The sequence below is a fragment of the Xanthomonas sp. LMG 8993 genome (assembly GCF_009835065.2).
Lineage (GTDB): Bacteria > Pseudomonadota > Gammaproteobacteria > Xanthomonadales > Xanthomonadaceae > Xanthomonas > Xanthomonas arboricola.
Genome location: NZ_QVIF02000011.1, coordinates 80,846 through 103,213, shown reverse-complemented (window position 1 = coordinate 103,213; position 22,368 = coordinate 80,846). Strand labels below are relative to the sequence as shown.

Annotated in this window: 12 protein-coding genes and 1 pseudogene; 3 read left to right on the top strand and 10 right to left on the bottom strand. The window is 65.8% G+C overall.

Going from position 1 to position 22,368, the window contains the following annotated elements:
- Nucleotides 1–168: 168 nt before the first annotated feature.
- Nucleotides 169–2,583, bottom strand: a pseudogene (locus DYQ94_RS17885) (GH36-type glycosyl hydrolase domain-containing protein); the annotation flags it as partial.
- A gap of 2 nt (nucleotides 2,584–2,585) precedes the next feature.
- A complete protein-coding gene (locus DYQ94_RS17880) occupies nucleotides 2,586–3,968 on the bottom strand; it encodes an MFS transporter (protein ID WP_126965091.1) in 1,383 nt (460 codons plus the stop codon).
- Between the two features lie 158 nt (nucleotides 3,969–4,126).
- Here DYQ94_RS17880 and DYQ94_RS17875 point away from each other — a divergent pair, with 158 nt between their 5' ends.
- Together DYQ94_RS17875 and DYQ94_RS17870 are read left to right on the top strand one after the other, a co-directional pair.
- The gene (locus tag DYQ94_RS17875) at nucleotides 4,127–4,711 is read left to right on the top strand and encodes a gluconokinase (RefSeq protein WP_126965090.1); all 585 of its coding nucleotides are present in this window, start codon (nucleotides 4,127–4,129) and stop codon (nucleotides 4,709–4,711) included.
- Nucleotides 4,712–5,262: 551 nt separating this feature from the next.
- Nucleotides 5,263–6,993 carry an outer membrane protein assembly factor BamB family protein gene (locus tag DYQ94_RS17870; RefSeq protein ID WP_024937591.1) on the top strand — a complete coding sequence of 577 codons (1,731 nt, stop codon included), beginning with the start codon at nucleotides 5,263–5,265 and terminating at the stop codon, nucleotides 6,991–6,993.
- 90 nt (nucleotides 6,994–7,083) lie between these two features.
- Here the strand turns inward: DYQ94_RS17870 and DYQ94_RS17865 are convergent, their stop codons facing one another.
- The 5 genes from DYQ94_RS17865 to DYQ94_RS17845 form a co-directional block, all read right to left on the bottom strand.
- Nucleotides 7,084–7,311: a hypothetical protein gene (locus DYQ94_RS17865; protein WP_016903869.1), complete on the bottom strand. Its 228-nt coding sequence runs from the start codon at nucleotides 7,309–7,311 to the stop codon at nucleotides 7,084–7,086.
- The gene (locus DYQ94_RS17860; protein ID WP_046345097.1) at nucleotides 7,292–7,741 is read right to left on the bottom strand and encodes a 3-dehydroquinate dehydratase; all 450 of its coding nucleotides are present in this window, start codon (nucleotides 7,739–7,741) and stop codon (nucleotides 7,292–7,294) included. Before DYQ94_RS17860 ends, DYQ94_RS17865 begins: the two co-directional genes overlap by 20 nt.
- Before the next feature lie 10 nt (nucleotides 7,742–7,751).
- Entirely contained in the window at nucleotides 7,752–8,186 is a 435-nt protein-coding gene (locus tag DYQ94_RS17855) for a hypothetical protein (RefSeq protein WP_126965088.1), read from the bottom strand.
- Between the two features lie 284 nt (nucleotides 8,187–8,470).
- Complete coding sequence (locus DYQ94_RS17850; protein ID WP_126965087.1) at nucleotides 8,471–12,331, bottom strand: translocation/assembly module TamB domain-containing protein; 3,861 nt, start codon at nucleotides 12,329–12,331, stop codon at nucleotides 8,471–8,473.
- Nucleotides 12,328–14,109, bottom strand: coding sequence for an autotransporter assembly complex protein TamA (locus tag DYQ94_RS17845; protein ID WP_016903873.1), 1,782 nt, complete (start codon nucleotides 14,107–14,109; stop codon nucleotides 12,328–12,330). Before DYQ94_RS17845 ends, DYQ94_RS17850 begins: the two co-directional genes overlap by 4 nt.
- Before the next feature lie 224 nt (nucleotides 14,110–14,333).
- On the opposite strand from DYQ94_RS17845, the gene DYQ94_RS17840 reads away from it, so the two are divergent.
- Nucleotides 14,334–17,039 (top strand): TonB-dependent receptor domain-containing protein, encoded by a 2,706-nt coding sequence (locus tag DYQ94_RS17840; protein ID WP_184429199.1) that lies wholly within the window; start codon nucleotides 14,334–14,336, stop codon nucleotides 17,037–17,039.
- Between the two features lie 217 nt (nucleotides 17,040–17,256).
- Here the strand turns inward: DYQ94_RS17840 and DYQ94_RS17835 are convergent, their stop codons facing one another.
- The 3 genes from DYQ94_RS17835 to glyQ all read right to left on the bottom strand — a co-directional run bounded on the left by DYQ94_RS17835 (nucleotide 17,257) and on the right by glyQ (nucleotide 22,278).
- Nucleotides 17,257–18,846, bottom strand: coding sequence for a tetratricopeptide repeat-containing sulfotransferase family protein (locus DYQ94_RS17835; RefSeq protein WP_126965085.1), 1,590 nt, complete (start codon nucleotides 18,844–18,846; stop codon nucleotides 17,257–17,259).
- Complete coding sequence (glyS, locus tag DYQ94_RS17830; RefSeq protein ID WP_126965084.1) at nucleotides 18,846–21,074, bottom strand: glycine--tRNA ligase subunit beta; 2,229 nt, start codon at nucleotides 21,072–21,074, stop codon at nucleotides 18,846–18,848. Before glyS ends, DYQ94_RS17835 begins: the two co-directional genes overlap by 1 nt.
- Before the next feature lie 295 nt (nucleotides 21,075–21,369).
- The gene (gene glyQ, locus DYQ94_RS17825; protein ID WP_039513568.1) at nucleotides 21,370–22,278 is read right to left on the bottom strand and encodes a glycine--tRNA ligase subunit alpha; all 909 of its coding nucleotides are present in this window, start codon (nucleotides 22,276–22,278) and stop codon (nucleotides 21,370–21,372) included.
- Between the last annotated feature and the right edge of the window lie 90 nt (nucleotides 22,279–22,368).

Below are 22,368 nucleotides of genomic sequence, written 5' to 3'. Positions count from 1 at the left end.
GTGGGGAATCGGGAGTGGAGAACAGCCCGCCTGGCCGCACGTGCGTAGGAGCGCGCCTGCGCGCGATAGGGCACTGGCGGGAAAACCTTATCGCGCGCAAGCGCGCTCCTACACCAGCTTGGCAGTTATCGCAGTTGCCCCAATCAGGCGCCGCACCTGGCGCGCCGCTCAGCCCGGTAGCCGCACCTGCACCTGGTACGTGCGTCCGGCGACAATGCCGTGCACGCGCTGGTCCGGGCAGGCGGTGCCATCCACCTCAACGTCGACGTGCGTGCGCCCCGGTTCACGCGTCAGCGTCACCTCGAACTGCGCGCCGCGGAACTGGCGCGTCACCCGGGCCTGCGGCCAGTGCGAGGGCAGCTGCGGGCGGATCGCCAATGCGTCGCCTTCGCCGACCAGGCCGAACAACCCTTCCAGCACGCAGCGATACACCCAGGCCACCGTGCCGGTGTTGAACAGCTGGCTGGAACGCCCGGCCGTGCGCGGGTACTGGTGCCAGGCGCCGCGATAGTAGTTGGGCAGCGACACCGGCAGGTGGCCGCGCTGCAGCACGTCCTCGCGGGTGGGGCCGGGCAGCAGCGCGCGCAGGATCTCCCAGGCGCGGTCGGCTTCGCCGATCTGGTACAGGCTGTACAGGTAGAACGCCGCCGCGTGGTTGTAGACCGCGCCGTTTTCCGCGGCGCCCGGCCACTTCTGCGTCAGCCGCCCCACGTCATCGCGCATGTGCGTGTAGGCCGGGGCCAGCATCACCGGCCCGTACGGCGTATGCAGCTGCTCGCGCACCGCCTCCAGCAAGGCCGCGCGCTGCGCGCTGTCGGCGGTGCCGGCCAGCAGCGCAAAGCTCTGCGGATTGAGATAGATGCGTCCTTCCACATCCTCGGCGATGCCGAAGCGCACGCCATCGTCGGTGATGCCGCGCGCATACCAGTTGCCGTCCCACAGCTCGCGGTTGGCATCGGCGTTGATCGCCTGCACGGCCTGCGCAAACGTCTCCGCCTGCGCGCTTCGCCCATGCGCTGCGCAGATGCCCGACCACAGCCGCAATGCATACGCGGTGGCCACGGTGAGCCAGCCGGACACGCCCTTGCCGCGCCAGCCGACCATGTTCATCGGGTCGCACCAATCGCCCTGCGCGATGAAACTCAAGCCACGTGCATCGCGCGCGTCCAGCAGCCACTGCATCGCTGCATCCAGTCGCTCGGCCACGCTGAGCGCCTGTCCATCGTGCGTACGGACCACCGCATCGAGCACGCTGGCATCGCCGGTTTCGGCCAGATAGGCGCTCAGGAAGATCGGCAACCATACGCAGTGATCGGTATGTGGCACCTGGTTGATGTATTTCAGCTCGGCGCCTTCCACCAGCAGGATGCCGTCCGGCATCGCACCGCTGGGCTCCTGCTGCGAGAGTGCCTGCAACAACGCCGCGCGTGCGGTGGCCGGCTGCAGGTAGGCCATGCCCATGTGGTCCTGCAGATAGTTGCGCGTCTGCGGATCGGTGGTCAGGCGATTGACGTCGCCGTGATAGAAGACCTGCCGCGGCAACCAATGGTTGACCAGGTTGTCCAGGGCTGGATCGGGCGTGGCGATCTGCGCGCAGCCCTGCCCGCCCTGCAGATACTGCGCGTAGTCGCGCGCAGCGGCGGCAAAGCCGGCTTCGGACAGATAACGCGCACGCAGCGCGGCGATTTCCGCATCGTCCTTGGCCGGCCCGAACGCGAAGCGGTAGACGCGTGCCGCATCGGCGTCCAGCGTCAGCCGATACTGCAACGCGGCGGCCGGGTTCTCGTAGTGCGCATCGCTGTTGCCCAGCTGCTCGGCCTGGATGGCCGAGGGCGCATGCAGGCCGCCCTCGCCTTCGAAGGCCATCTGCTGCGCATCCCAGGCCACCGGCGGCTGCTCATGCAACAGGAAGGTGCAGTCCTTGAAATCGCGCTGACGGAAATAGTCGTCCACCTTCTGGTACGGCGCCACGCTACGGCAGACGATGCCGCCCAGCGCCGGCTCGTAAGCGCCTCCCTGATGCATCCACGACATGTAGCCGATCGGGAAATACGGATACAGGCTGAGCCGGCGCGTACGCCCGGACTGGTTATGCACGCGGCATTCCCACAGCTCCACTGCATCGTCGGTGGGCAACGCCACGCACAGCTCCACCACGATGCCGTCGTGACGCACCTGCCAGCGCACATCGTGCTTGCCCGCGGAAAACGCGAACTGCTCCGGCGTTGCACGCACCGGTTCGTGCGGCACCGAATACAACGCGCCGCTGTCTTCGTCCTTGAGATAGAAGAAGCGCCCGGGATGATGCGCGTAGTACGGCTGCTCGGGCATCATGAAATTGCGCGCTTCCAGCAGCGGTGCATGCGCGTATTTGGCCGGCTCCGGCTGCATGAACTGCCCGGTGGCGTAACCACGGCAAGTCAGCTGCAGCATCATGCGGCGGTTCCATAAGAACCCGCCCGCGTTCGGCATCGCGGTGGGGCTGTAGAGCGCATAACGCGTGCCGTCGGCGCTGGGCGCCAGCAACGCGGAAAGATCGTCGTCGGACGTGGACCTGGAATCGGCGTGGGAGAGTGCAGACACGGTCAGCGGTGCTCCTGTTCGTCGCGCTTGCGCGCGGCCAGTTCGTGTTGGATGCGGCGCAACAGGCCATCATCGAGCGGATAGAAACGCATGGTCCAGGCTGCCAGCAGCGCCACCGTGCCCGGGATCACCGTCAGCAGCAGCACGATGCCGGTCAACGACCCCGCCGACTGCGCGCTGTTGGCCACATAGCCCATGCCTGCCAGCACCCAGGCGATGCCAGCCGAGGCCAGCGCGCCACCGAGCTTTTGCGAGAAGGTCGCGGCGGCGAAGGTCATCGCGGTGGCGCGCCGGCCGGTGCGCCATTCGGTGTAGTCGGCGCTGTCGGCATACATCGAAAATGCCAGCGGCGACTTCGGCCCCAATGCCAGACCGATCAACATGTTCAACGCAAAGATCGCCCACACCGCGTCGGCAGGAATGAAAAACATCAGGCAACTCAACACGCCCACCACCGCCATCAGCGCGGTCATCAACTGGCGCTTGTCCCAATGCCGTGTCAGCAACGGCGTGATCGCGGCGCCCACTGCCAGCGACACCGAATAGCCACCCAGAAACAGCCCGGTCAGGTCCGGCCGCTGCACGTAGTACTTGAGGTAATACACGCCCGCACCACCGCGCATGACAATGGTGATCATGATGATCAGCGACAGTACGAACAGCACGCACCACGGCTTGTTCTGCAGCAGGTCGGCGATATCCCGGCGGATCGGCGTGCGCTGTTGCGGCGGTGGCTGCACGCGCTCGCGCGTGGTCAGCGCCACGGTCACGAACAACGCCACCGCCACCGCGCCGTACAGCATCATGGTGCGTTGCCAGCCCAGTGCATCGTTGCCGGCACCGAACCAGGCCACCAGATCCAGCGTGCAGTAATTCACCAACGTGGTGCCGACGAACGCGGCGATGAAGCGCAGGCTGATCAAGCTGGTGCGCTGGCTGCTGTCGGCGGTGATCACGCCGGACAATGCCGAGTACGGAATGCTCACCACCGTGTAGGCCAGCATCATCACCAGGAAGCTGATCGTGGCCCACCACATGCGTCCGTTCTGATCCAGCGCAGGCGTGGTGTAGGCGAGCACGCCGGTCACCGCCATCGGCACGGCGCCCCACAACAGATACGGGCGGAATTTGCCCCAGCGGCTGCGTGTGCGATCGGCCAGTGCACCCATCGCCGGATCGGCGATCGCATCGGCGATCTTGGTCAACAGGATCATCGTGCCCACCGCCGCTGCCGGCAGATGCATGGTGTCGGTGTAGAAGATCAGCAGAAACGCCGAGATGTTGGCCCAGTACAGATTCAGGCCCAGATCGCCGGCGCCGTAGCCCAGTTTTTCGCGCCAGCGCAGGCGCGCCGATGCAGGAGACGTTGCAGGCGATGACGGCATCGGCAGACCTTGGAGTGCGTTGAACCCGGCCGAGCGCGCCGTTACGCTGGGCGGCCCGCTCACCTGGCGAGGAGCGCCGACGCTACACCACGCATCGACTGCCGCCAACGTGAAATCCGGCAAAATGCCGAATCGATCCGGAGATATAACCTGACGTGATGGACACCGCCGCCCCCGCTACACCCGCGTCCGCTTCGCCCCTGGCCATCGTGGTGATGGGCGTTTCCGGCAGCGGCAAGACCACCATCGCGCAGGCGCTGGCAGCGCATTACGGCTACCGTTTTCTGGACGCCGACGACTACCACAGCGTGGCCGCACGCGCGCAGATGGCCGCCGGCCAGCCACTCACCGATGCGATGCGTCTGCCGTGGGTGGAGTTGCTGGCGGCCACCTTGCGCGACTGCGTACAGGCAGGCGAGTCGGTGGTGCTCGCGTTCTCGGGCTTGCGCGGCACACATCGGCAATTGCTGCGCCGCAGCGGCATTCCGATCCGCTTCGTGTTCCTGCACGCCGCCCCGCACGTGATCGCCGCGCGCCTGAGCGCACGCGCCGGCCACTTCATGCCGGCCAGCCTGCTGGACAGCCAGTTGCAGACCCTGGAATTGCCGTTGGACGAAGCCGATGTGGTGTCGGTGGATGTGGACACCACGGTGGCGGAGGTGGTGCAGGATGCGATCGCGCAGCTGGCGCTGATCGCTCCCGCTGCAGCGCACACCGCCGTGCCCTCGCCGCAAAGCGCATAACGCGCCGGATAACGCAGCTACCTGGCTGTTTCCTTCTCCCAGCGGGAGAAGATGCCCCGAAGGGGCGGATGAGGGGACGCGCGAAGCCTCGTGCATTTTGACGACACAGAAGCTTCGCACCGTACCCTCACCCACCCCCCCGCTCCGCGACGCGGGCGCTCCAAGGCGTGCGCGCCGGTGGCGCGCAAACCGTGCCTTCTCGCCACGCAGGAAGAGGGGCTGTGTTCGACACCGTGGCCAACCTCACAAGGTGGCGCAACATTTCCTGGTTACTTTTTGTAGACCATTGATTTGCATGCAAATACGCATGCATCGCGGCCAATCATTTTTCCTATCGCAGCGGCGCCGATCGTGATGAATCATCAGCATTTGTGCGAATAGCGAACACCTTGAACGCAATTTTTTCGAGCTGGTGGCACCAGATGCGAGCGGACCCGACCGTTGAATGAATGCGGAAAGGTGCGTGTGTTGCACGGTCGCCACAATCGGCCATCTTCACTCGGCAGATCCGGGGGGATCCAGCGCTTCCTTCCATCTATGGACATGCCGTGATGACAAATTCAATTCGCCGCTTGCGATTTCGCAGTTTGACGCTCGTTCCCTGCCTGCTTGCCAGCGCAGTGGCTTTCGCCCAGGCCGGCTCCGCAACCGCACAACAGTCGGTGTCGTCGCTGGATACCCAGGCTTTTGCACGCTCCGGCCAGATCTGGCGCAGCTTCGGCAATCAGCTGCCATTTGCCAGCCCCACCAGCTGGACCACCGCCGGCGGCGGCTACTTGAATCAGCGCTTCGCGCCGGGCGAGTGGAAGATCAACCGCACCACCGTCAAAGGCCTCAAGCCGGCCTGGACCCTGACCACCACCGGCGACATCTCGGCCACGCCGAGCGTGGAAGGTGGAACGTTGTATGTGCCCGACTGGGGCGGCACGCTGTATAGCGTCGACACCCAGACCGGCAAACCGAACTGGCAGGCCAAGTTGTCCGACTACACCGGCAATGCCAACTCGGTGACGCGCAACACGCCGGCCATCAGTGCCAACAGCATCATCGTCGGCGACCAGGCCGCCGGCACCGTGCTGGCGATCGACAAGAAGACCGGCAAGCTGCTGTGGAAGACCACCGCCGAAGCCAACCCGCAAGCGCGCATCACCTCCTCGCCGGTGATCTACGGCAACCGCGTGTACGTGCCCGTGTCCTCCGGCGACTGGGGCAACCTGGACCCGACCCACACCTTCAGTTTCCGCGGCAGCGTGGTGGCGCTGGATCTGAACACCGGCAAGAAGGTGTGGCAGTTCTACAACGTGCCCGAGGGCTATACCGGTGCATCGGTGTGGGGCCAGGTGGCGATCGATCCGATCAACCGCCGCCTGTATTTCGGCACCGGCAACAACTACAACATTCCCGCCAGCGTGGGTAACTGCGTGTCCAACGCACGCTCTTATCGCGGCAGTGAACTCACCGTGCAGGACGAACTGGCGTGCATGGCGCCGGACAACTACGTCGACTCGGTGATCTCGCTGAATCTGGACACCGGCAAGCTGGTCTGGGCCGACCGTGCACAAGGCTACGACGCCTGGAACCTGTCGTGCATCGTGGCGCCCACCAATGGCCTGTGCCCGAACACCCAGGCAACCAACCTGACCGGCCCTGATTACGACTTCGGCGGCGCAGGCGTGCAGCTGTTCACCGTGTGGCGCGATGGCAAGGCCCAGCAGCTGGTCGGCGCAGGGCAGAAGAGCGGCATCTACTGGGCCTTCGACGCCAAGACCGGTGCCAAGGTCTGGTCGACCCAGGTCGGTCCCGGCGGCACCACTGGCGGCGTCGAGTGGGGCACTGCGTTCGATCCGTACAAGTCGCAGGTCTATGTGGCCATCAACAACAGCTCCAACGCCACCTATACGCTGGGGCCTGCGAATACCCAGAGCCACAACGGCGGCTCGTGGGCAGCGCTGGATGCCGCCACCGGCAGGATCAAGTGGCAGGTCAAGGTGCCCGGCATCAACCGCGTGAATCCGAACGTGCCGGCCGGCGGCCAGGGCTCGCTGACGGTGTCGCCGAACCTGCTCTACGCCGGTTCGATGGCCGGCAACATGGTCGCCCTCGACGCCGACACCGGCGCCACGCTGTGGAACCACGACGCCACCGGCTCGGTGATCAGCTCGCCGGCCATCGTGGACGGTGCGCTGTACTGGGGCGCCGGCTACGGCCGCTTCAACTTCGGCACAGCCGCAACGGCCAACCAGCTGACCAAGTTCGTGCCGGAGGCCAGCCCGGCCAAGTAAGCGTCAACCCATGTGATCTGCGGCGAGCGACGCGCAATCACGGCAGAACGACGGCGCCACCTTCGGGTGGCGTCGTTGTGTGTCACGCCGCTACAGCCGCGTGACCTGGCACAGGCGGATCTGCCCCGCTTCCAGCCCATGCGCCTCTGCCGCACGGCGGCGCAACGCAGTGACCAGCCCGGCGGCATCCAGCACGCCATCGGCAGGCACGTCCACGCTATGGGCCAGTTGCCCCCACAGCACCGGCCGACCGTCGCAATAGCCCTCGTAGTCGGCGAAATAATGCAGCTGGCGCAGCTCAGGTACCGACGTGGACATCGCCCTGGATCTCCGTGCAGCCCAGATGTTCCAACGCGATTTCCAGCCCGAGCAGATAGCTCTGCGCGCAGTAACCGCGCACCGTCGCAATGCGCTGCCCGAACCCCTCCGGCAGGCAACGCTCCGGACGGTCCACGCTATCGTCGTGAGCCTCCACGAACGGGTACGGCAACGCGCTGAGTACACGGTGCAGGCGCGCGCTGTCCACGCAGCTGCCCGGATCGATCAACGCGATTTCCATCCGCGCCTGCCCGGCCACGCGCAAGGCATCCAGCAGCTCCTGCTCCGACCCGCAGGCACGCAAGGCCACCGTCTTGCCCGCGTCGCCGGCGCATTGCACGAGCTGCCGAATGACGGCCCGCGGCAACGGCTGCGGCCCACGCACCAGCGGCATCGCCGCCTCCGGCCCACGCACGATCATGATCGACATGGCGGCCTCCTCAGGCAGCGGCGCGCAAGGGCGCGCACAGCGACGGCAGACAACGCGCCGCAATACCCAGCGACATCGCATAGGCGCGCGGTGCATCGTGCGGCGTAATCACCACCGCCAGCGGCGCATGCTGCGGATGCAGCCACGGCTCCAGTTCCTGATCGGCATCGGTGTGTAGCTCGATATAGGGCGTAGGCAGCGCGTCCAGTGCAGCACGCAATGCGGTCGCATGCACCTGCGCACGCTCCGACGGCGCCAGATCACCCGAATCCAGCAGCACCAGCTCCACCTCGGCATCGCCACCGGCGGCCTGCAAGCCGGCGATCAAACCATCGACATCGGCACACGCCAGCGTGCGCAGCGCGCGTCCGGCACACTCGGGCAGCTGCAGCGGCGCCACCTGCGCCGGATCGGCCTGCGGACCTTGCAAAATCAGGATACACATCGTGTTCGACTCAACGCACCACAGTGCGGGAGTGCCAAGGTAGGCCTGCCGGGCATAAAGAGGCTATTTGCACCCTGGCGTGCGGGCATAAAGAGTGCGTAATGCCTGCCCGATGCCGGGCGTGCCCTGCCCCGCAACGTCGCGCGCCGGTTCTAGATCACCGCAGCGCTCGACCTGGCCATGCCTGACGCACGGCCTCATCCTGGACATCCGCATTGCGTCATATCCTGACCTGACGCAATACAACACCACACACCGTCGATGCGCCGATGCACGGCGGGCGACTACTTCTCCCGCCGCCAGTTCACCGAGCCCTTGGTCTCCACCGTGCTGGATTCGGCTTCGATATCGAAGCCGCGACTGAGCAAGTATTTCAGCGTCAGGACCGAGCCGCTGCCGACCATCGAGACGCCGTAGCCGACGTAGAGTTTCGGCGAGAGGTACTTGCCGAAGCCCACCACCGAGCCGACGGTGCTGGACTCGCTCACCCCCGCTTCGTCCAGGCCGAGCTTGGCGCCGATCTGCGAGGCGATCAGGCTGCTGCCGGCCGACAGGGCGGCCGAGGCGGCGCTGACCTGTTGGGTTTCGTCGCTGCTGGCGGTGGACAGGCCGCGGCCGAGCACCAGGTACGACAGTGCTTCGGATTGCGACATCGCCGGTTCCGACCACACATCGGCACGCGGCGATTCGGCGCGGCCGCTGACGTCGATGCCGGCGGTGACATCGCCGACCTTGCGTTCGGCGCGCAGGCTCACGCGCGGGTCGGAGACGATGTTGTTGTTCCAGGTCAGCTGGCCGCGGCTGATGGTCAGGTCCTGGCCGTAGGCCTTGTAGCGGCCGCGCACGTCCAGCCCGCCGTTGGCGGTCATCTCGCGGCCCGGGCGGGCGCGGATCTGCATCTGTCCGCTCAGCCCGCCCTTCAGGCCGAAGCCGCTCATGTTGACCTTGTCGCCAAGCACGATGGCCAGATCCATATCCAGCGGCGAGGCGGGCGCTTCTTCCGGATCCACCGGGTCCAGCACCACCACGTCCTCGGATACCGAGGTGCCGCGATCCAGGCGTTCCAGGTCGATGTCGGCTTCGGGCACGGTGACCTTGCCACGCAGTTGCATGGTGTTGTCGGTGATGCCGAACTGCATGTCCGGATTGGCGATGATGCGCAACTCGCTGGTGTTGTAGGCCAGCACGTTTTCGCCGCGGATATTCAGCAGCAACGGCGTGCTGGTGCCGAACCACGACAGCCCGCCATCGATGTTGAGCGTGCCCTGCCCCGACTTGGCAGAAGCAGTGATCTTTGCCGAGCCATCCGGTAGCGCGTCGAAGCGGCCCTTGCCCTCGCTCAGGGTCAAACCCATCGACGGATATTCAGCAGTGAAATCGCTCAGGGTGGCATCGCCACCCAGCAGCGGCTTGTCGCGAGTACCGCGCAGGCTCACATGACCTTCGACCAGACCCTTGGGCCGCACCACATCGGCCACCACCAGCTCCAGCCAGTACAGCCGCGACATATTGAGATACAGCTCGCCGTTGAGCGGCGCGTACGCATCCCAGCCGGTGTTGAACTTGGCATCGACAAAGCCGGCGCCCTGGAAGCCGATACCCAGCTTGGCCTGGATCTGCTGCGGGGTGAAATCGGCCTGCACGCTGAACTGGTCGTAGCGCAGCAACTCGCCGCGATTGGGGTTGCCGGCTACCGCGGCGTAGCGGGTTTCGCCCAGGCGGATGCCGCCTTCGGGCGAGGCGATGCGGAACGAGCCTTCCCAGGCATTGCCGCGCGGCTTGAAGCTGCCGTCCAGCGACAAATCGCCACGCAGATAGATCTGCCGCCCCTCCTGCTTGGGCAGCCACGGTTGCACCAGCGACAGCGGCAGTGCATCGCCGTGCACCACCATGCCCTCGCGCGGCCAGTTGGCGCTGGCGCACAGCGCGCCGCCGGTGGCCGCGCCCAGGCAGGTGTCGGAGAGCGTAAACGCGGCGCCATCGGTGCTGAACTGCGCCGGCTGGCGCAACGCCCAGGCATCGCCCTTGGCCGGTGCGATCCGCAGCGTGGCGACCTGGCCCTGCCAACGCTCGCCATTGCGACGGACATCGCCCTGCAGCGCGACGTTGGCCATGCTGTTGGCGATATCCGCATCCAGGCGCAGCGCTTCCACCGCACCGCGTGCCTGCACGCGCACGCTGTCCAGCACTACGCCGGCTTCGATCGCGGTGCCCTGCAAGGCCAGCTGCCCGTCGCTGCCGCGCCACGGCAGACGCCCGCGCAAGCTGATGCTTTGCGCGCTGTAGTCGTTCCAGCGCAAGCCGTTGCCGACCAGGTCGGCAGTGATGTCGGGCGCGTCGCGACGGCCGCTGACCTGCAGCTGCCCGCGCATCGTGCCGGTGGCGCCGGGCAAGACATCGTCCAGCTGCAGCGGCTGCAATTGCGCGGCGATATCCAGCTGGTCGCCGACCTTGCCCCTGGCAGTGATACGGCTATTGCCCAGCGACAGCTGCAATTGGCCCTCGCCCTGTTCACCACGCAGGGCGAACTTGCCGTTGGCCGACAGCGCGCGTTGACGCAGCTGGCCGGTCAGGCTCGGGATATCGGCCGTGGCCTCGAAGCCCGGCGACACGCCACCGGCCGGTGCCGGCAACTGGCGGCCCTTGGAGGCGACCTTGCCGGAGAGATTGCCGTTCCAGCCCGGCGCGAAGTAGCCCGGATCGAACTTGGCCAGCTGGGCAGTGACATCCCACTGCAGCTCCGGGGTCCAGCCCACCTCGCCGGTGAGATCCAGCGAGCCGCCCGGGGTCTTGGCCTGCACCTGCTTGAGCTGCGCACGTTGATCGTTGCCGCGGCTGTCGAACACCAGCGCGGCCTGCTGCCCGTCGCGCTCCAGCGTGGCGCGGCCGATCGCCGCCCACGCCTTCAGGTTACCGGCCACGCCCAGGCGCGCATCGACCAATTCCACCGGCACCACCGGCGCATCGGGGGTGGCCGGGTCCGGCGTCGGGGTGAAGCGCAGGCCGCTGGCATTGACCGCAAAACGAAAGCTCGGATTCTGCGTGTCGCGGAAATCGGCAGTCCCACGCAACTGCGCGCGGCCTTCGAAGGCATCGATCACCAATGGTTCGACGGTGATGACCTGGTCCAGCAGGCTGATGTGCGAGGGCTGCAAGGTGGCGCTGAGCTCGCCCTGCTTGACGCTGCCTTGCAGGTCGGCGTTGCCGCCCTTGCCGGAGGCCTGCAGGTTCAGCGCGATCGGTGTGGCCGGGGCGGCATACTCCCCATTGGTGGCCGGCGTCAGCAGCGAGGTATCCAGCGCGTCGGTGACGGCCTTGAAGACCCAGGTCGGATCGTCGCGCCCGGTGAACACCAAACTGGCCTGCAGCGGTGCCGGCGCGCGGCCGGCGATGGCCACTTCCATCTTGTCCAGATCGCCGCGTGCGACCAGCCCCAGGCTGGCCGGGGTGCGCCCACGCGCGGCCGGCAGCACCGCGGTTGCAGTCAGGTCGGCGCGGTAATCGTCGTTGGGCACGTAGTCGCCGTGCAGGCGGAAGTCGCCCATGTCGGTATCGACCACCAGATTGCGCGTGCGCAGTTCGCCGGTGGCCACTTCCAGCCCGCCCTGCACCTTGTGCAGGACGATCATCGGCTGCTGCAGCTGGGTGATGCGCAGGTTCTCCACGGCGATCTTGTCGGCCTGGATCGCCAGCGGCACGTTGATCTGCGGCAGCGATTCGGGCCAGCTCGGCAGCGTGAACGGCTCCTCGCTCTTGCCCAGATTCAGGCTGGCATTGCTGACCTGCACCGCATCCAGCTGCAGCTTGCGCCCGAGCAGCGGGCGCAGGTCCGGTTCCAGGTACACACGCTCGGCGGTGAAGTGGATGTCCTGATAACGGAAATCGACATCGCGCAAGGTCAGTGGGCCGGCCACTGGGCCTTCGACCTTGCTATAGGTAAAGGTGGCACCGACCGGCAGGCGCGCGGTCACCTGCGCCAGCAACACGTCGCGCCCGGCCACGGTCTGCAGCAGCCAGTACACCGCGATCAGCGCCAGCAACACCAGGCCCAGCAAGGTCAGCCCCGAGCCCACCCAGAAGCGGCGGCGGCGGTAGAAACGCGCGCGGCGCGGTGCGGCGGGTGGCGTAGGGGTCGGCGTACTCACAGGTTGGCCCCGATATCGATATAGAGCTGGAACTGCGAGTCGGGATCGTTCAGGCCATGCGCGATGTCCACGCGCACCGGGCCCACCGGCGAGCGCCAGCGCAAGCCGAAGCCGATACCGGTGTGCCAGTCGGGCGTGTCGTCGAAGGCGCTGCCGCTATCGACGAACACCGCGCCGCCCCAGGGGCCGCCCTTGAGGTAATGCTCGTATTCGGCACTGGCGGTGACCACGTTCTTGGCACCGAGCGCGAATTCGTCCGGCTTGGGCGTGCGCGGGCCCACTTCGCGGAAGGCATAGCCGCGGATGCTGTTGGCGCCGCCGGCAAAGAAGCGCAGGCTCGGCGGCATCGCCACCAGGTCGCTGGTCCAGGTGGTGCCGCCTTCGCCGCGCAGGATCACCCGGCCGTTGTCGCCGGCTCCCAGGAACCAGCGCAGCTGGCCGTAGAGCTGGCCGAAATTGGTGTCCGAGCCGGCGCCTTCTGCACCGCCGCGGATGAATGCCTGTCCGGACACGCCACTGCGCGGGAACAGGCGATCGTCGACATTGACGTAATTGACCTGCAACTGCGGATAGATCAGCGTGGAGGTCTCATAGACCGCATCGGTGAAATCGCTGCCGCTGCTGAACCGCCAGCGCTCGCGCAGGGCGTTGATCGAGGCGATCGCACTCCAGCGCTCGTTGATCTGGCCGCTGCGGCTGCCGGTGAGTTTGACGTTGCGCAGGTCGATGTATTCGGTCTGCTCGTCGTAGAGCCGCGCCGAGGCGGTGTACCAGCCATCCAGCCAGCGGAACGCCGGCACGCGGTAGCTGGTGGTCAGGCTCTTGCGGTTCTGCGCGTAATCCAGCTGCGTGTCCATCTTGTGGCCGCGCGAATTGACGTAGCGGCGCTCCACGCCGCCACGCACACCGGCGCCGCTCTCGCTGCCGTAGCTCAAGCCGGAGGTGTAGACGGTGCGCTTGGCGCGGGTGAGCTTTACATCCACCGGCACCCGGCCCTGGTCGTCGGCTTCTTCCGGCTTGGGCTGGATGTCGATGGTGCTGAAGTAATCCAGCTTGGTCAGCGACTCGCGCAGGCGATCCAGCTTGCCTTCGTGGTAGTAGCTGCCCTCGTCCCAATACACCAGCGGCTCGAACAGGCCGGGACGGAAGTAGTCGTAGTCGAAGCGCACCTTGCCCATGTCGTAGCGGCGGCCGCTGTCCCAGTTCAGATCGATATCGGCGGCGTGCTCGGCGCGCGTCACCGCGACGCGGCGCTGGGTGAAGTCGGCATCGAAGTAACCGCGCTCGGCCAGCCGGCGGGTGATGCGCACCTTGCTCGCTTCGTACTGCGGATGGCTGAAGACCTGGCCTTCGCGCGGTTCGAACTGCTTGAGATCCTGGCCCAGGTAACGGTCCTGCTCGGCCCAGCCGGTGATGGAGATATGCGACTGCCGCACGCGTACCGGTTCGCCGCGCTCCACGGTGATCACCACGGTCACCTTGTCGCCGGTGCGCGGCGCGGCCAGCTCGATGGTCGGCGAGTAATAGCCGAACGGTTCTAGCGCCTCGCGCGTCTGCCGTTCGGCCTGCGCCAGCAGATACTCCAGCCGCGACTCGCCTTGCTCCTTGCCGACGGCCTCATACAGAGACAGGGAGACCTCGATGTTCTCGATCATCTCGGCGTCGGCGTCGTCGTCCAAGCCCTTGATTTCGATCTTGTCGATGGTCGCCCGGGCAACCGCTTGCAGCGGAACGAACAGGGTGCACAGCAGGGAGAGAGCAAACGCGGCTTTAAGCATCGGCAAAGGATACCCAGCCTGGGCGTGAAGGGACAAAAAAACTGAAGAAACACGCCTATACGGCATCGGATAGAACTCGGTACAGTCGGTACGTTGTTAACGTTTCGTTGACACCCATTGCGTGCGGCCCCCCGATTGCCGCGCGCCCGTTCATACCTTTGGAGAGAGAGGTGCGTTTCATGAAACGTCATTTGCTGGTCACCGCCGTGTGCACCGCCCTGACCATGCCATCGCTTGCGACGGCACAGGATTCAGGTGAAGTGACTCAACTGGACAAGGTCACGGTGACAGGGTCGTTGATTCCCCGGTCCCAGGTCGAAACCGCGACCCCGGTGTTTTCGATCACCGCTCAGGACATCCAGCGCCGCGGCTTCAAGGACGTCTACGACGTGCTGCGCTCGCAACCGATGGCCACCGGCTCGGTCCAGGACGGTCAGTTCAGTGGCGGCTTCACTGCCGGCGCCAAATCGCTGAGCCTGCTCGGCCTGGACCCCGGCTTCACCCTGGTGCTGATCGACGGCCGGCCGATGGCCGATTACCCACTGCTCTACAACGGCCAGAGCAATTTCGTCGACCTGGCCAGCGTGCCGGTGGGCATGGTCGAACGCATCGACGTGGCGCCGGGCAACCAGTCCTCGATCTACGGCTCCAGCGCCATTGCCGGCGTGGTCAACATCATCCTGAAGAAGCGCATGGACGGCGTGCAGATGAATTACCGCATGGGCACCTACGATGGGGGTGGCGGCAACAACCAGCGCTTCCAGCTCACCGGTGGCAACGAGATCGGTGGCGCCAACATCGTGTGGGGCCTGCAGCTCAACAATCAGGATCCGATCTACGGCTACCAGCGCCGCGATTTCGATTCCACCAGCGACAATCCTGACCCGACCCTGCGTTACGGCTCACGCATTGCCTTGCATAACCTGCCCACCACCTATCTCGATCCGGGCGCCGAAAATTGCACTGCATTGGGACCGCTGTTCAATGGCTCGGTGCAGTACGACAACCGCGCCAACCGCGGCAACTTCTGCAGCAGCCGCACCGAGCCGGGCTACGCCAGCATCCTCAACAAGGAACGCAGCGCCAGCGGCTATGCCAACCTGAGCTATGCCTTCAACGATAACGTCGAGCTGTACTCGACCCTGCTGCTCAATCGCACCAAGGTCGAGGTCAATAGCGGCCCCCGCTTCTGGCAGACCTCCTCCGATACAGGTGGTTTTTTCTACAATCAGGACAGCCAGCAGCTCGAAAGCTATCAACGCATCTTTGCGCCGGAGGAAACCGGCAATCAAAACTTCAACAACGACCGCCAGACTGCCGACTCCTACAACATCGCGCTTGGCCTGAAAGGCGGCCTGGGTGCCAGCAACTGGACCTACGATGCCTACTACGCACGCTCGGAATATCGCATCGAAAGCCGTCAGCAGTGGCCGCTGGCCGACCGCATTGAAGATTTCTTCCGCGAACAGTTCCTTGGCGCTCCGCAGGGCGAGTACTACGGCTACCCGATCTATTCACCCAACGATGCCAACTTCTATCGCGCCTTGACGCCGGCGCAGTACCGCAGCTTCAACGACGAAATCCGCACCAAGTCCCGGACCTGGACCCAGAACGTCAACCTGCAGCTGACCAACACCGAGTTGTTCAACCTGCCGGCCGGTGCGGTCGGCGTCGCCGGTGTGGTGCAGGCCGGTAATCAGTACTGGACCAACCCGACCGACCAACGCGTGATCGCTGGCGACTTCTACCAGCTGACCGGCACCCAGGGCAGCGGCAAGCGCGAGAACTGGGCGGCGGCCTTCGAAATGCGGGTGCCGATCCTGAGCACCTTGACCGCCAATCTGTCGGGCCGCTACGACGACTACAAGAACCAGGGCGGCGGCGGCGATTCCAAGTTCACTTACAAGGCCGCGCTGGAATTCCGTCCGATCGATTCGCTGCTGTTCCGCGGCAACTACGCCACTGCGTTCAAGGCACCGGACATGGCATTTTCCTTCGCTGGCGACAGCGGCTTCTTCCAGGGCGTCAACGATTACTACCGTTGCGCACTCGAAGAACCCAACGTGCCGATCGCCGACTGCACCTATGGCGGCACCAGCATCCAGGGCCGTCGGTCCGGCAATGCGGATCTGAAGTCGATCACCGCAAAGTCCTGGGGTGCCGGCGTGGTGTGGTCGCCGAGCGCAAGCTTCAGCGTCAACGCCGATTACTACAACATCAAGATCGATGACAAGGTCAGCGACCTGAGCACCGATGCCCTGCTGCAGAACGAATCGGCCTGCCGGCTCGGCGCCCTGGATATCAACTCGCCGACCTGCGTCGACGCGCTGTCGCGCATCGATCGCACGGCCGCCGATGCGCCGGTACCCAATCGCCTGAGCAACATCCGCATCAACCCGGTCAATATTTCCAACGAGGAAATCTCCGGCGTGCTGACCAAGGCGACCTACAACCTGGCTACCGACTCCTGGGGCCTGTTCGTGTTCGACGCGCAATACAACCTCACGCTCAAGCATGAAAGTCAGCAGTTCCCGCAAGACCCGGTGCGCGACCTGCTGAGCGAGCCGTTCTTCTCTTCCGAGTTCCGCAGCATCACCAATGCCTCGATCACCTGGCAGAAGGATGCGTGGACCACCACCTTGTTCGGCCAGCGTTACGGACGCACGCCCAACTTCACCGCACAGCAAAGCACCGATGGCTATGCGGTGGAAGGCGCACGCAAGGTCGGTGCGTGGACCACGCTCAATGCCACGCTGGACTATGCGGTCAACGACGACATCTCGCTGACCGCCACGGTCAACAACCTGGCCGACACCCGGCCGCCGCGCGATCGCACCTACAGCAGCTATCCGTACTACAACATCTTCAACTACACCGGTTACGGACGTTCCTACATGCTGGAGCTCAACTGGCGTTTCGGCGCGCACTGAGTCAGCCAGGGTGGTATTTGCCAACGGCAGCCACGGGGCTGCCGTTGGCGTTTTGAGACAAGCGTTTTTGGATCGAGCGCTTGGGGATCGCCGCTGCTGCGAGTGGGCGGACTTGGAGTGGCCAGACACGACGAGGCTGGCGACACCCAGGCGTTTTCGATTGCGGGCATAGCGCATACATCGCGGCGGCGTCTCCGCGTCGTTTCGCTGGCCGTTGTCAGCGTGCGTCGGTCTGGATCAGGCCGGCACGCAACAAGGCCTGCCGCAGCGGCCCCAGCTGCGTGGCGTAGCGCCGCCATTCTTCGACGTTGCGCCCATGCACGCCTTCGCGTACCTGCACGCTGCTCAGCGTGGCCGACGCGGCCGCATTGCTGGTGATATCGATCTGCCCGGGCTCGATCTGCAGCCCACAGCGCGTCATCAACTGCTGCAACACCGCGGATGGATCGCGCACCATCTGCGCATAGTCCACATCGACCACCCGGCCCGGCAATGCCGCGCGCCACTGCGCCATCAGGGCGTGATACGCCTGATAGTGGCGCGCCAGCGTGTGCAGGTCGTAGCTGTAGGCGTAAGAATCACCGAACAGCGCGCGGTAATTGGAGAAGCACACCGCCATCGGCTCGCGTACCAGATGCACGATCAATGCCCCCGGCAAGGCGCGCGCGATCGCGCCGATCGCCACTGCATTGGCCGGTAGCTTGTCGATGTACCAGCGTGCCGATCCGGCTCGCCATTGCGTCTGTTCCAGGTAACGCGCGCCGATCTGCGCGTAGTCCAGCGTCGGCAAGGCCTGCAGCAGGCGCGCATCCAGCAGGCTGCGACCGGCCTGGTCGGTGCCCCAGCGCAGTTGATGGCCGAAGTCGTTCAACTCGCCAGCCGACACGATCTGGGAATGGTTGCCCAGCATCCGCTCCAGCACCGTGGTGCCCGAGCGCGGCAAACCGAGCACGAAGATCGGTTGCGGGCCGTGTGCGACGGGGGCTTGCTGCGCGGCGAACAGGCCCTGATCGGCCAACGCACCCAGCTGCGCGTACAACGCCGCCTCGGCCTCGGCGTCATGACGCAGGCGTGCATGCATCACCGCGTTGCCGTGCTGTAGCGCGTCCCAGGCGGCCTCGGTCTGGCCGAGGTCTTCCAGCTCCTTGTACAGCGCGAACGCCAGCCCGGCGCGATCTTCGCTGTCGGGCTTGGCGAGCTGCAACTGTTGACGCAGTTGTTCCACATGGTTGCTGCTGGCGCTCTGCCGGCGCAGGCGCGCACGCGTCAACGCCGCGCGGCCATAGCCGGGCGTGTGCGCCAGCGCATGCTCCAGCGCCTGCGCCGCTTCATCGAGGCGACCATTGAACTGCAACTGCACCGCTAGAAAAAACCGGAAATCCGGTCCATCGAATCCGCAGGCCTGCGCGCGCTGCATCATCGCCAGTGCGTCGACATGTTCGCCCAGCGATTGATGCACGTGCGCGAGCAAGGCCAAGGTCGCGCCGTCCTGGCACCGCATCACCGACGGGTGCCGCAGCAAGGCATGCAGTGCGCGATGCTCGCCGACCCGCAACAAGGCCTGCGCCACGCGGCAACGCATCGCCACGTCGTCGCCCAGATCGCCTGCGGCCAGCCGCAGCTGCACAACCGCCTCGCGCATCCTGCCGTTGGCCAGCACGGTGCCGGCCAGCAGCACGCGGGCCGACACATGCGCCGGCTCCACCTCCAGCAGCGCCTGCAACGCAGACGCCGCCACAGCCAGGTCGCGGCGTGCCAACGCGGCCTGCGCGGTCTGCCAGTGCACCGCGCCGGCGGACGCAGCCATCAGCTGGACAGATGCTCGATGGCGGCGACGCTGCCGAGGCGGTCGCCGAGCTTCTTCAGCAGGGCCAGACGATTGGCGCGCAATTGCGCGTCTTCGGCGTTGACCATCACCCCGTCAAAGAACGCGTCCACCTGCGGGCGCAACCGCGCCAGGCGTGCGAGCACGGCGACGTAGTCGTGCCGGTGCAGCGCATCGCCGGTATCGCCGATGGCCGCTTCCACCGCTTCGGCCAGGGCTTCTTCGGCCGGTTCGCGCAGCAGCGTGGTGTCGATGTCGCCGGGGATCTCGCCCTCGACCTTGCGCAAGATGTTGCGGATGCGCTTGTTGGCTGCGGCCAGGGCTTCGGCTTCAGGCAGCGTGGCGAAGATGCCGATCGCATCGATGCGGCGGTCGAAGTCGTAGAGGGAGCCGTGGGTCGCGCCCAGGTGCGCTTCTACGAGCCCTGTAGGAGCGCCCTCGGGCGCGACCGAGAACAGTGCGGCGACCGCGTTGAAGTGGGTGGCAGGAACGCCCTTGTCTGCGTAGTAGCCGCGTAGGCGGTCGAGGATGAAGTCGAAGAGCTCAGCCAATTCTTCCAAATGCAGCGATCGCTGATTCGCATGTGACGTGGGGGCATCTACACCTGACGCACGTGCTTTGTCTGCAACATCTTTTTTCTGCCGCAGCACAACCTCAGACATCGACTGTTTTGCAGAGCTGTAGGCGTGATAGAGCAGATCCTTGAGGTCCAGATCAAACCCACTCTCAATCACCGTCCGCGCCAGCCCCAGGGCATTGCGCCGCAGCGCGAACGGGTCCTTGTTGCCGGTCGGCTTCAAACCGGCCGCAAAGCCACCAGCCAAGGTATCCAGCCGTTCGGCAATCGCCAGCACCTTGCCCAGCGGCGACAGTGCGATGTCGTCGCCGGCAAAACGCGGCTGGTAGGCCTCGTCGATGGCCAGCGAAATCTCGCTCGGTTCACCGGCGGCCTTGGCGTAATGACGCCCGGCAATGCCCTGCAGCTCCGGGAATTCGTTGACCATGCGCGATTGCAAGTCGTTCTTGGCCAGCTGCGCAGCGCGACGCGCCTGCGCCGGATCGGCGCCCACCTGCGGCGCGATCGCCTCGGCCAGCGCCGCCACACGCGCCACCTTGTCGGCCACCGTGCCCAGCTTGGCCTGATACGTGACGCTGGCCAGACCCGCGCCCATCGCCTCCAGGCCCTGCTTGAGGTCTTCGTCGAAGAAGAACTTGGCATCGGCAAAGCGCGGACGGATCACCCGCTCGTAGCCCTTGGCGACTTCGGCTACGTCCTTGGAGACGATATTGGCGATGCCGATGAACTGCTCGGTCAACTTGCCGCCGTCGTCCAGCACCGGGAAGAATTTCTGGTTGATCTCCATGGTTTCGATCAGCGCTTCCTGCGGCACCGCCAGGAAGTCGCGCTCGAAGCTGCACAGCACCGCCGACGGCCATTCGACCAGGTTGACCACCTGCTCCAGGTTGTCGTCGCTGATGCGTGCGCTGCCGCCGGCCTGCCTGGCGGCGGCTTCGACCTCTTCGACGATGCGCGCACGGCGTGCGTCCGCATCCACCAGCACATGCGCCGCGCGCAAGGCCTCGACGTAGTCGCCCGGTGCCGCCAGCGATACCTCGCCCTGATGCATGAAGCGGTGCCCGCGGCTGAGGCGATCGCCACGCACGCCCAGCAGCTCGGCCGGAACCACGCTGTCGCCGAACAGCAGCACTAGCCACTGCACCGGCCGTGCGAAGGCGTATTCGTGCGCGCCCCAGCGCATCGGCTTGGGGATCGGCATCGCGGCGATCGCCTCGCGCAGGATGTCGGGCAGCAGGTCGGCGGTGCGCGCGCCCGGCGTCACCGCGCGGTGCACGAAGCGCTCGCCCTTGGCGTCGCTGGTGCGCTCCAGCGCGGTCCAGTCGATCCCGGCCTTGGCGGCGAAACCGGCCAGCGCCTTGGTCGGCTTGCCCTCGGCATCCAGCGCGATGTTGAGATACGGGCCCAGCACTTCGGAGCGCTGCTCGGGCTGCTCGGTGGCCACGCCCGGCAGCAGCACCGCCAGGCGGCGTGGTGTGGATAGCGGCTTGGCATCACCCCGGGTGACCGCGACGCCGCGCTTTTCCAGACCGTGCAGCACGCCATCGAAGAAAGCCTGCGCCAGACCCGGCAGCGCCTTGACCGGCAGCTCTTCGGTGCCCAGTTCGATCAGCAGGGGAAGTTGTTCGCTCATAAGACGTGGACCTTTACGTGTTCTCTTCTCCGGTCGGGAGAAGGTGCCCCGAAGGGGCGGATGAGGGTACGGGCGAAGCTCTGTGGAGTTTGGGTGCAGGAGGGCCACACCTCGTCCCCTCACCCCAACCCCTCTCCCGTGGGGAGAGAAGCTTGCGTGTTCCTTCTCCCGTCGGGAGAAGGTGCCTCGAAGAGGCGGATGAGGGGACCGGCGAAGCTCTGTGGAGTCTGGGTGCAGGAGGACTGCGCCTCCGTCCCCTCACCCCAACCCCTCTCCCGGGGGAGAGAGGCTTTGGTTACTTCTTCACTCCGGGAAAGCCCAGCTTCTCGCGTTGTGCGTAATACGCCTGCGCCACGCCCTGCGCCAGCGCGCGCACGCGCAGGATGTAGCGCTGGCGTTCGGTCACGCTGATCGCGCGGCGCGCATCCAGCAGGTTGAACGCATGGCTGGCTTTGGTGACCTGCTCGTAGGCCGGCAGCGGCAGGCCGACCTCGACCAGGTGCCTGGCTTCGGCTTCGCAGGCGTCGAAGCGATGGAACAGCTCGGCCACGTTGGCATGCTCGAAGTTGTAGGCGCTCTGCTCCACCTCGTTCTGGTGGTAGACATCGCCGTAGCTCACCGGTGTGCCGTCCGGGCCGTAGGTCCACACCAGGTCGTAGACGTTGTCGCAGCTCTGCAGGTACATGCACAGCCGTTCCAGCCCGTAGGTGATCTCGCCCAGCACCGGCTTGCACTCCAGTCCGCCGGCCTGCTGGAAGTAGGTGAACTGGGTGACTTCCATACCGTTGAGCCAGACCTCCCAGCCCAGGCCCCAGGCGCCGAGCGTCGGCGATTCCCAGTTGTCCTCGACAAAGCGCAGGTCGTGCACCAGCGGATCGATACCCAGGGCCTTGAGCGACCCCAGGTACAGGTCCTGGATGTTGTCCGGGTTGGGCTTCATCGCCACCTGGTACTGGTAGTAGCGCTGCAGGCGGTTGGGGTTTTCGCCGTAGCGACCATCGGTGGGGCGGCGCGAGGGCTGCACGTAGGCCGCATTCCACGGCTCCGGTCCCAGCGCGCGCAGGAAGGTGGCCGGATGGAACGTGCCTGCGCCCACTTCCAGGTCCAGCGGCTGGATCAGCACACAGCCTTGCTCGGCCCAGTACTGGTTGAGGGTCTGGATCAGGCCCTGGAAAGTGATCGGAACGCGCCGGGAATCGGACATGCAGCAAAGGCCGTGCGGAAGGGGTGCGCTAGTATACCGGCCGACCCGCAGCGCTTTGCCGCGGAGCACCGCCGCAGGGGAACATCGAAC